This window comes from Streptomyces sp. NPDC087440 (genome assembly GCF_044744005.1).
Lineage (GTDB): Bacteria > Actinomycetota > Actinomycetes > Streptomycetales > Streptomycetaceae > Streptomyces.
In genome coordinates, this window is the sequence record NZ_JBIUXN010000036.1 from 54,551 (window position 1) to 61,743 (window position 7,193).

The following is a 7,193-nucleotide window of genomic DNA, read 5'->3' on the forward strand; positions in this document are numbered from 1 at the left end:
GAGGGCACAGATCCCGGCCCGCGCGCCTAGCCCGCCTCCGCCCCCGCCACCCCGCCCACCGGGCTGACCGGCCCCCCGTTCGCCACCGAGATCAGCGGTGCGGCCACCGCCACCGGCACCCTGACCTGCGTCGCAGCCCGCACCATCGCCGGCGCCGCCGCATGCACCGCCTCCGGCACCGCCGCCCGCACCGCCAGCGGATCCACCGGCTCCGCCGCCGACCCCCCACCGGCCACCCCCAGCGGAGGCACCACCTGCGTGATCGGCCCCAGCACCGACGGCGGCACGGCGTCCTCGGGAGGAGAAGGAGCAGCCACCTCCACCGGCGCCTCCCGCTTCATCCGCACCCCCACCCGATGCATCCGCCCCGTCAGCGACGCCTGCTGCAACGGCACCGGCCGCCACGGCGCCGCCGCCGGAGCCTCCCCCGGCGGGGCATCCGCCGCAGCGGAGTCCCCCTCGGCCGAAGCCTCGGCCGAAGCGTCCGCGGGAGCCTCCACCGGCACCCCCACCTCCGCCACCCCGCACGGCACCGCCCCCGTCGCGAACGGCAGCCGCAGCACCCCCTCCCGGGTCCACAGCCCCGCCCCCGCCAACCACCCGCCCGGCGGCGCCAGTTGGTACAGCCGCCGGTCCGCCGGACGCCACACCCCGACCCAGCTCCCCGGCGACGCACCCGCGCCCGCGCCCGCCCCCACCCCCCGCCCCGCCCGGTCGATCCGTACCGCCACCGCACACGCCTCCGGCATCAGCACCTGCCCGGGCTGCGCCGCGAACGGCGTCAGCACGCAGCCCTCCAGCCGCAGGCACTCGGGGAAGCGCACCGGACGGGTGCTCCCCAGTACCCCCCACCCGAGCCGGTCCTCGCCCGGCGCGTCCGAGCGGATCACGATCAGCCCGCTGTCGGGGTCGGCCAGCAGCAGCCGGTCGTTGCTGTGCTCGGCGATCTGCAACAAGGGGGTGACCTCGCCGCCGCGCTCCAGATCGACCGCGACCGCCTTCACCACACCTTCCGGCGACTCCCGGTCCAGGGCCAGCATCCGCCCGGCACGGTCCAGCCAGACCCCGCCCGTGCACCGCCCCGGCACCTGCGCCACGTGCTCGGGCCCGAACGCCCCGCCCGCCACCAGCCACACCGCCGTCGACTGCGGCCCGACCGCGAGCGCGTACGCGCAGGAGCCGCCCGGGGCGGGCGGCAGCAACCGCATCGCCCCCGCGAACTCCACGGCGCCCAGCGCCAGTTCACCGGTCTTCGGCCCCGTCGGGTACAGCAGCGAGAACACGTGCCGCCCCGCCACCTCCCGGTGGATCAGCACCCGGCCGTCCGCCAGCGGCAGCACCTCCGTGCCGGGCTCCTCCGGCTGGTCGGCGGGCAGCGGCACCGCGTACGGCTCGGGCCCGTCCAGCGTCCAGCGCTCCGGGAACAAGGCCTCCCCGCCCCCGGCCAGCCGCGCGGCGTACGAACCGTCCGCGGCGATCATGAACCCGCCGCGGTGCGCCGCACCGCCCTGTGAGGCGGTCTCGATGGCCAACGCTGTCATGGAATCCGTCCCCTCCGTCCCCTTCGGACGTCCCCTCGGAGCCGTCCTTCGCGGGGCTTGCGTGCAGTCCTTCGCGGGGGCTCCGTCGGCGACGCTAGTTTTCGGATTTCCCGCCGGACAACACGAGTCACCTCTCTTCACACATACGGGTGGCCGTCCGGTCGTTCGACCGGTATCGCGCGGACCGGTGTGCTCGACGGGCGTCCCGGGGCCCCGCCACCGGCCGACCGGCGGACGCGGCACATACGCCAGGTAGCCTTGTGGGGTGCCCCGTCTGTCTGAAGTCATCGCCGCGCTCAACGCCCTCTGGCCCCCCGAGCGGGCCGAGAGCTGGGACGCCGTCGGCACGGTCTGTGGCGATCCCGACACCGAGGTGAACCGGGTCCTGTTCGCCGTCGACCCCGTCCAGGAGATCGCCGACGAGGCCGTGGAGCTGGGCGCGGACCTGATCGTCACCCACCACCCGCTCTATCTGCGCGGTACGACGACGGTCGCCGCCGGTCACTTCAAGGGCCGCGTGGTGCACACGCTGATCAAGAACGACGTCGCCCTGCACGTCGCGCACACCAACGCCGACACCGCCGACCCCGGCGTCTCGGACGCGCTCGCCGCCGCCCTGGACCTGCGGGTCACCGGCCCCCTCGTACCGGACGCGAGCGATCCGCACGGGCGTCGGGGCCTCGGCCGGATCTGCGAGCTGGACCACCCGATGACCGTCACCGAGTTCGCCGCGCACGCCGCGAAGTCGCTGCCCGCCACCGCGCAGGGCATCCGCTTCGCGGGCGACCCGGACGCCACCGTCCGCACGGTCGCCGTCTCCGGCGGCTCGGGCGACAGCCTCTTCGCGCAGGTCAGGGCGGCCGGTGTGGACGCCTTCCTGACCGCCGACCTGCGCCACCACCCCGTCTCCGAGGCACGTGAGACGGCCCCGACTCCCGCGCTGTTCGACGCCGCGCACTGGGCCACCGAGTGGCCCTGGTGCGAGCAGGCCGCGTCGCAGCTCGAAGCGATTTCCGACCGCGAGGGCTGGCACCTGCGGGTGCACGTCTCGGCCACGGTCACCGACCCCTGGACATCCCACTTCTCTTCTCCTGGAGCCCCCAACTGAACGCCGCGCCCGCCGACCAGATCCGACTTCTCGACGTCCAGGCCCTCGACGTACGGCTGTCGCAGCTCGCCCACAAGCGCAAGTCGCTGCCCGAGCACGCCGAGATCGAGTCCCTCACCAAGGACCTCACCCAGCTCCGCGACCTGCTGGTGGCCGCCACCACCGAGGAGAGCGACACCGCCCGCGAGCAGACCAAGGCCGAGCAGGACGTCGACCAGGTCCGCCAGCGCGCCACCCGCGACCAGCAGCGCCTGGACTCCGGTGCGATCACCTCGCCCAAGGACCTGGAGAACCTCCAGAAGGAGATCGTCTCGCTGGCCAAGCGCCAGGGCGACCTGGAGGACGTCGTCCTGGAGGTCATGGAGCGCCGCGAGTCCGCGCAGGAGCGCGCCGCCGAGCTGACCGAGCGCGTCGGCGCCGTGCAGGGCAAGGTCGACGACGCCACCGCGCGCCGCGACGCCGCCTGCACCGAGATCGACGGCGAGGTCGCCACGGTCTCCAAGGAGCGCGAGGTCGTCGTCGGCTCCGTCCCCGCCGACCTGGTCAAGCTGTACGAGAAGCTGCGCACCCAGTCCGGCGGCGTCGGCGCCGCCCGCCTGTACCAGCGCCGCTGCGAGGGCTGCCAGCTGGAGCTGAACATCACCGAGGTCATGGAGGTCCGCGCCGCGGCCCCCGACGCGGTGCTGCGCTGCGAGAACTGCCGCCGCATCCTGGTCCGCACGTCGGACTCGGGGATCTAGGCCCGATGGCGCGCACTGTCGTCGTCGAGGCCGACGGAGGCTCCCGGGGCAACCCGGGGCCCGCCGGATACGGTGCGGTCGTCCTCGACCCGGGCACCGGCGAGACCCTCGCGGAGCGGGCCGAGTACATCGGCGTCGCCACGAACAACGTCGCCGAGTACAAGGGCCTGATCGCCGGTCTCAAGGCCGTCCGCGACCTCTTCCCGGACGCCCAGGTCCACGTACGCATGGACTCCAAGCTGGTCGTCGAGCAGATGTCGGGCCGCTGGAAGATCAAGCACCCGGACATGAAGCCGCTGGCCGCCGAGGCCGCGACGATCCTGCCGCGGGCACAGGCCCGGTACGAGTGGATTCCGCGCGAGAAGAACAAGCACGCGGACCGGCTCGCCAACGAGGCGATGGACGCGGGCAAGAAGGGCAAGCAGTGGGAGCCCTCGGGCTCCACGGCCGCCCTCGACACCCCGGCCGAGCCGCGCGTGGTCGGCGACGCGACCGCCGGTGCCGCGAAGGCCCGGGCGGCGCTGGCGGGGGCCCGCAAGCCCGCACCCTCGGACGACGGCCTCTTCGAGCTGCCACAGGAGCCCGAGGAGAAGTCCCCGTCCGTCGGTTGGGGTCCGTCCGCCGACCTCGGCGCGCCCGCCACCCTCGTCCTGCTGCGGCACGGCGAGACGCTGCTCACCCCGGAGAAGCGCTTCTCCGGCAGCGGCGGCAGTGACCCCGAGCTCTCGGCGGTCGGCCGCAAGCAGGCCGAGGCGGTCGCCGCCTCGCTCGCCGCGCGCGGCACGATCCAGGCGGTCGTCAGCTCCCCGCTGACCCGCTGCCGCGAGACGGCGGAAGCGGTGGCGGTGCGGCTCGGTCTTCCCGTACGCATCGAGAAGGACCTGCGCGAGACGGACTTCGGCGCCTGGGAGGGATGCACGTTCGCCGAGGTCCGGCAGCGGTACGCGGAGGACCTGGACGACTGGCTGGCGTCCCCCGACGCCGCTCCGACCGGCGGCGGCGAGAGCTTCGCGGCCGTGGCCGAGCGGGTCGAGGCGGCGCGCGAGCGGCTGGTGAAGGAGTACGCGGGCAGGACGGTCCTCGTCGTCACCCACGTCACCCCGGTCAAGACGCTCGTCCGCCTCGCGCTGGGAGCGCCCCCGGAGTCCCTCTTCAAGATGGAGCTCTCGGCGGCCTCGCTGTCGGCGGTGGCGTACTACGCGGACGGCAACGCGTCCGTGCGGCTGCTGAACGACACCTCGCACCTGCGCTGACGCTGTACGAGAGAGAGGGGCCCCCGGTGCTGCGAGCACGGGGGCCCCTTCGTGCTCACCGGAGGGCGGCCGCCTCGCGGGCCAGGGTCTCGACGCGCCCCCAGTCCTTGTCCCGGATCGCGTCGGCCGGGAGCATCCACGTACCGCCCACGCAGCCGACGTTGGGCAGGGCGAGATAGGCCGGGGCGGAGGCGAGCGAGATCCCGCCGGTGGGGCAGAACCGGGCCTGGGGCAGCGGCGCCGAGAGCGACTTCAGGTACGGGGTGCCTCCGGCGGCCTCGGCCGGGAAGAACTTCATCTCGGTGACCCCGCGTTCGAGGAGCGCCACGACCTCGGAGGTGGTGGAGACACCGGGGAGGAAGGGCAGGCCGGACTCCCGCAGGGCCTCCAGGAGGGTGTCCGTCCACCCCGGGCTGACCAGGAACCGCGCCCCGGCCGCGACGGATGCGGCGACCTGGGCGGGGTTCAGCACCGTTCCCGCCCCGACCACCGCGTCCGGCACCCCGTCGGCGATGGCCCGTATCGCGTCGAGCGCGGCGGGCGTGCGCAGGGTGACCTCGATGGCGGGCAACCCCCCGGCGACGAGGGCACGGGCGAGCGGAACGGCGTCGGACGCGTCGTCCAGGACGACGACGGGGACGACGGGGGCGAGGTCGAGCACGGAGGAGGCCATGGGGGCATCCTGCCGGGGGTGGGGTGCTGTGTGCAACGAGCGTTGCGGAGAATGCAACGCTCGTACGTTGTCTGCCTTAAGCGGCGATGAGCAGGGCCTCCGCGCCCACCGGGCGGTAGCCCGCGGCCTGGAAGGCGCGGACGCTGCGGGCGTTGCCCGGGGCCTGCTGGGACCAGACGACCTCACCCAGCGGGATCAGGTGCCGCGCCGACTCCGCCAGCGCCCGGCCGAGCCCCCGGTGACGGGACTCCTCGTCCACCTCGATCGCCGTCTCCCAGCGCCCGGCCAGACCCCGGCCGAGCACCAGGATGCCGCCGCCCTCGGACGACCAGACCCGCACGTCGTCCCGGTACTTACGGGCGCGGGCGACACGCGGGTGGTCCGGGTCCTCGATCTCGGTCAGCTCCAGCGGCGGCGGGCCCGGCAGGGCGGGGGCCAGGGTCAGCGAGCCCACGGTGTCCATGCGGCGGCCCGTCCGCGCCATCAGCGCGGCCAGGAACGCCGGGTGCAGGGAGGCGGAGAAGGGGTCGGGACAGGACTGCTCCAGCGTCTGACGTATCCACTCCGGGTCCTGGTCCGAGAAGATCACCGAGTGCGCGGTGAACGCGAGCACGCCCGCGTCGCGGGGGCTCGGCTGGGGGACCACGACGGTACGGCCGTCGGGTGCCGGGTACTGCCCCTGCGAAACGGAGGTCAGGATGTCGCGCAAAGAGCTGGGCACGGGGTTCCTCTGGAGGGGGTCGGAATGTTTCTGGCGTATTGCAACCTGTCCACTCTACGCGCATCGACCCGGTGCTCCGAAGGGTCCGGCCCCCTTCCGCCTTGCCTTCAGTGGATCTGGCGGACCACCACGTCCAGGGACCACGGCTTCCCGGCCTTCGTGGGTTCCGTCGTCTCGACCACGTGGCCGAGGTCGCGCAGGGCCTCCACCAGCTCGGCGGGGTTCGCCGGGGCGGCACCGGCCACCAGCAGGTCCCGGACGATCCGGCCCTTGGTGGCCTTGTTGAAGTGGCTGACGACGGAGCGCTTCTCGACGCCGTCGACGATCTGCGCGTGCAGCACGCGGACGGTGGCGGTACGGCCCGCCACCTCGCCCTGCGGCTTCCACGCGGCGGCGTACGCGGACGAACGCAGGTCCAGGACCAGGCCGCTGCCGGCCGCCTCCGGCATGACCTCGGCCATCACGGGCCGCCAGTACGCGCCGAGCGCGCCGAGGGCGGGGAGCTTCACGCCCATCGAGCAGCGGTAGGAGGGGATGCGGTCGCCGACGCCCACCGCGCCCCACAGCCCCGAGAACACCAGCAGCCACTGGCGGGCCCGCTTGCGGGCGGCGGCGTCGAGGGTGGCGAGGCCGAGGGCGTCGTAGAGCACGCCGGTGTAGATCTCGCCGGCCGGGCGGGTGCCGGCGGTGGGCAGCCCGGCGTTCTTCGCCACCTCCCCGCGCAGGCCCTCACTCAGCCCGAGTACCTCGCGGGCCTTGTCCTCGTCGCCCCGGCACAGCTCGACCAGCTCGTCCAGCACGGCCTTCCTGGCGGGGGCCAGGCCGGGCAGGGACAGGGTGTCGGGCTTGAGGGGGGCGCCGCGGCCGGAGGCGGCTTTGCCTTCGGAGGGCGGGAGGAGGACGAGCACGGGGTCTCCTACGGGGGGTGCGGGGCTTTCGGTCGCGAGCCCGTCAACGGTAGTGGGTGCGGCCCCCACTCCCGGACGGGGCCCGGGACCCTTCCCGGCTGCGCCGAGCCCCTGTTCCGCCAGTCCCCGGCACCGGGGCTGCTTTCGCCCCGGCCCCGCCCCTTCACCTAAAGCGCTCGGCCGCGCGGCTTGTGGTGGGTTGCTCGCGCAGTTCCCCGCGCCCCTTTCAGGGGCGCGGGGAACTGCGCA

6 protein-coding genes and 1 pseudogene are annotated in these 7,193 nt (G+C 74.3%); 3 read left to right on the plus strand and 4 right to left on the minus strand.

What is annotated here, in order from left to right; all coding sequences use genetic code 11:
- Positions 1–359: 359 nt before the first annotated feature.
- Positions 360–1,541, minus strand: a pseudogene (locus ACIO3O_RS41195) (hypothetical protein); the annotation flags it as partial.
- 265 nt (positions 1,542–1,806) lie between these two features.
- On the opposite strand from ACIO3O_RS41195, the gene ACIO3O_RS41200 reads away from it, so the two are divergent.
- From ACIO3O_RS41200 to ACIO3O_RS41210, 3 genes are read left to right on the plus strand one after another with little or no spacing between them, the layout of a single operon-like run.
- On the plus strand, positions 1,807–2,649 hold the full coding sequence (locus ACIO3O_RS41200; RefSeq protein WP_401755648.1) for a Nif3-like dinuclear metal center hexameric protein: 843 nt from the start codon (positions 1,807–1,809) through the stop codon (positions 2,647–2,649).
- Complete coding sequence (locus ACIO3O_RS41205; RefSeq protein WP_401755663.1) at positions 2,646–3,389, plus strand: zinc ribbon domain-containing protein; 744 nt, start codon at positions 2,646–2,648, stop codon at positions 3,387–3,389. The genes ACIO3O_RS41200 and ACIO3O_RS41205 overlap by 4 nt, the downstream gene beginning before the upstream one ends.
- A gap of 5 nt (positions 3,390–3,394) precedes the next feature.
- Positions 3,395–4,642, plus strand: coding sequence for a bifunctional RNase H/acid phosphatase (locus ACIO3O_RS41210; RefSeq protein ID WP_401755651.1), 1,248 nt, complete (start codon positions 3,395–3,397; stop codon positions 4,640–4,642).
- Positions 4,643–4,697: 55 nt separating this feature from the next.
- Here the strand turns inward: ACIO3O_RS41210 and eda are convergent, their stop codons facing one another.
- The 3 genes from eda to yaaA all read right to left on the minus strand — a co-directional run bounded on the left by eda (position 4,698) and on the right by yaaA (position 6,944).
- Entirely contained in the window at positions 4,698–5,315 is a 618-nt protein-coding gene (gene eda / locus ACIO3O_RS41215) for a bifunctional 4-hydroxy-2-oxoglutarate aldolase/2-dehydro-3-deoxy-phosphogluconate aldolase (protein ID WP_401755654.1), read from the minus strand.
- A gap of 76 nt (positions 5,316–5,391) precedes the next feature.
- Positions 5,392–6,036, minus strand: coding sequence for a GNAT family N-acetyltransferase (locus ACIO3O_RS41220; RefSeq protein ID WP_401755657.1), 645 nt, complete (start codon positions 6,034–6,036; stop codon positions 5,392–5,394).
- Between the two features lie 107 nt (positions 6,037–6,143).
- Positions 6,144–6,944: a peroxide stress protein YaaA gene (gene yaaA / locus ACIO3O_RS41225; RefSeq protein ID WP_401755660.1), complete on the minus strand. Its 801-nt coding sequence runs from the start codon at positions 6,942–6,944 to the stop codon at positions 6,144–6,146.
- Positions 6,945–7,193 lie beyond the last annotated feature (249 nt).

Bases quoted from the DNA above. Each gene is read 5' to 3' on its own strand.
- ACIO3O_RS41210 (WP_401755651.1), top strand. From the start codon at position 3,395: ATGGCGCGCACTGTCGTCGTCGAGGCCGACGGAGGCTCCCGGGGCAAC.
- eda (WP_401755654.1), bottom strand. From the start codon at position 5,315: ATGGCCTCCTCCGTGCTCGACCTCGCCCCCGTCGTCCCCGTCGTCGTC.